This is a genomic window from Asticcacaulis sp., assembly GCF_027484505.1.
In the GTDB taxonomy this organism is placed as follows: domain Bacteria; phylum Pseudomonadota; class Alphaproteobacteria; order Caulobacterales; family Caulobacteraceae; genus Asticcacaulis.
Map to the genome: position 1 here is coordinate 1 of NZ_JAIXSV010000281.1, position 2,788 is coordinate 2,788.

At 49.0% G+C, this 2,788-nt stretch carries 2 protein-coding genes; one reads left to right on the forward strand and one right to left on the reverse strand.

Annotated features, from left to right (window positions below; translation table 11 throughout):
• Positions 1-756, forward strand: a 756-nt coding sequence (locus tag Q0072_RS16375; protein ID WP_298332331.1) for a sigma 54-interacting transcriptional regulator, incomplete at its 5' end; no start/stop codon positions are given.
• Positions 757-825: 69 nt separating this feature from the next.
• Here the strand turns inward: Q0072_RS16375 and Q0072_RS16380 are convergent.
• Entirely contained in the window at positions 826-2,514 is a 1,689-nt protein-coding gene (locus tag Q0072_RS16380; RefSeq protein WP_298332334.1) for an ATP-dependent endonuclease, read from the reverse strand.
• Positions 2,515-2,788 lie beyond the last annotated feature (274 nt).

A 2,788-nucleotide genomic window follows, 5' to 3' on the forward strand; every position in this document is an offset into this window, starting at 1 on the left:
CAGGCGCAGGGCGGCACCCTGTTCCTGGACGAAATCGGCGACATGCCGCTGGAGGCGCAGACGCGCCTGCTGCGCGTGTTGCAGGAAGGCGAATATACGACCGTCGGCGGGCGCACGCCCATCAAGACGGATGTGCGCATCGTCGCCGCCACCCACCGCGACCTGCGCACCCTGATCCGCCAGGGCCTGTTCCGCGAGGATCTGTTCTACCGCCTCAACGTTGTGCCCATCCGCCTGCCGCCCCTGCGCGAGCGGACGGAGGATGTGCCAGCCCTGGTCCGCCATTTCCTGAACCAGGCCGCCCAGCAGGGATTGCCCGCCAAAACGGTGGACAATGCCGCCATGGACCGGCTGAAGCGCTACCGCTGGCCCGGTAACGTGCGCGAGCTGGAAAACATGGTCCAGCGTCTGGCCGCACTCTACTCCCAGGAAGTGATCAGCCTCGACGTCATCGACACCGAACTGGCTGAAGCCAACCCGGCCGCAGCCCCCGTGCAGGAACCGGTGAATGAGGGCCTGTCGGCGGCGGTGGAACGCCACCTGCGGGAGTACTTCGCGGCGCATAAGGACGGTATCCCGGCAGCGGGGCTTTATGACCGCATCCTGCGAGAGGTCGAACGGCCCCTGCTGTCCCTGTCGCTCACCGCGACACGGGGCAACCAGATCAAGGCAGCGCATATGCTGGGGTTGAACCGGAATACGCTGCGGAAGAAGATCAGGGATTTGGATATACAGGTGGTGCGGGGGTTGAAGTAGGGGAAAATGCTGCTGGTACACCAGTACCAGCAGCTCATTAGGTGGCAAAAGATCAAGTTTATCTTCTGCTCAAATTGGCATTCCACGCCGTTTCGGGTTGTCAATCCAATTGCGTGCTAGCTCAAGAAATCCCCAAACATCATCGGTGCTTGCCGTTATATAATTCTCGGAATCTGGGTCGGAGCCCATTTTTTTAAAAATAGTAAATAGCCAATTTTGCTTTGATATGGGTCCTGGTAGGAGTTTTTCTAGCCAACACTCTAGTACGCCGACGGGTACAAATAATATTCCAAATTCTGAAAATCTAGATAATAAATTATATGCAATTGATTGTTTTTCTTTTGCAAGTGCTTCAATCCCTCTTTCTTTACATTTTTTTCGACCAACGCTTTTCATTGCATCCATAACGGTTACACGTTCATTCTGTAGTGTTTGTAACTCGATTCCAACGAGATCAACCATGGGCCAAAGAGCCTCAAAGCCCTCGCTCATCAGAACATCAAAGTCAAATATCGCGAGCGCTGGAACGCCAAATTTCCTAAGTGGTTGCACTAATCGTGGAATAGTTTGCCAATTTTGTGCATTCATGAATATGCAATCTTGTAAACCACGATTTTCAGTGCTCAGGCGCGTATTGATTTCTTCGTAAAAAGCTCGATCAGCATCAGCTTCGCAAACTACAGCACCACGATGAAATAGTGCGCGTAAAGCATGTGCAGACCGTAGTAGTGGGTCATTCATTAATCGTTGGACCTCAATGGCATCCAATGCGCGAGCGCCTCCGACCCCACCAGCATATGTCAGTCTCACGATTCTTAGATTTGGTACCGACTGCATGCAGCCAAGCAATAACTCTGAACTGTGTGTTGCTACTATCAATGAAGCATCCCGATCACGTACAGCCTTTGCCAGTAGACGACCTACGCGTTTAGCAAGAGTTGGATGTAAGAACGCCTCCGGCTCGTCTATCAAAATAATTCGATCAGGAAGGCTAAGTACCGCGGCTACAAGGCCTACAGATGCTTGAACTCCATCTCCTAGAGATTGAATTACTGGCGCATTCGCATGAAAATCCCTTGATGATGAGTCTAAGGCCTGTTCCTCTGCATCGCTGATAGGCTCTCGGTCGCTCAGCCTAACTCGGAACTTTGTCATTCCTGTTGGATCAATAACAAAAAACTTACCAAAGGCTTCTTTAGTGAAATCTCGAACTGATTTACGTTGGTTGTCGGTGTTAAATAGATGCCACAATAAATTTTCTGGATATCTGTCTAATGGGCCGGTAGGTTTGGGGTCAACCAATTCAAATCTAGATCTTCCATCGAGCCTTACGGTAAAAAATCGAATAAAATACTCTCTTATTTGTTGGGTGCTTTTTGATTGTAGCCAAATTTTAAAGGCATCATTAGGAATTTGTATGTGTAATTCATTTTCATTATTGCGTATTTTGGGTCTGGAGTACCAAACGTGATTTGGTGAAGTAGCTTGACCTTCACGGGCCTCAGAACGAAATATCTGCATCATCTCGTCAATAGATTCAGCGGTTTCTGGCATGGAAATTTGCACATCATCTAGCAGGAATGACTGAATATTTCCACCAGAGCAACGCCCTTCAATCTCACGTAGAGTTTGGCTTTTCCCTGAATTATTAGGTCCAACAAGAATTGTAACATTATTGCACTCTAATTTTAATGGATTATTGTCCCAATCTGTTCCAACTTTAAATTGTATTTGTGTTATTTTTAACTTATTTGGCATTATGATTCCACTTCAATTTTGGTTTTCGGGACTGAATCATGTGGGTTCGTTTACGGTCGTTTTTAATTTTAAGTCGATATTTAATACAATCAAGGAGATAAGATTCTATAGCCCATCCCCCACCACACCCTGTTGCAGCTTTATCACGTTGCGGGCTGGCGTCCGGTGTAGCTTTCTGGTAACAGTGTCCCCCTGGTTCCGACAGCCCAAGGCAGACGCTTTGCCCCGTTCCGGATCGTCACACGCAAGCAGTCACTTCCCCGGTGTCCCCGCA

Bases quoted from the DNA above. Each gene is read 5' to 3' on its own strand.
- Q0072_RS16380 (WP_298332334.1), bottom strand. From the start codon at position 2,514: ATGCCAAATAAGTTAAAAATAACACAAATACAATTTAAAGTTGGAACA.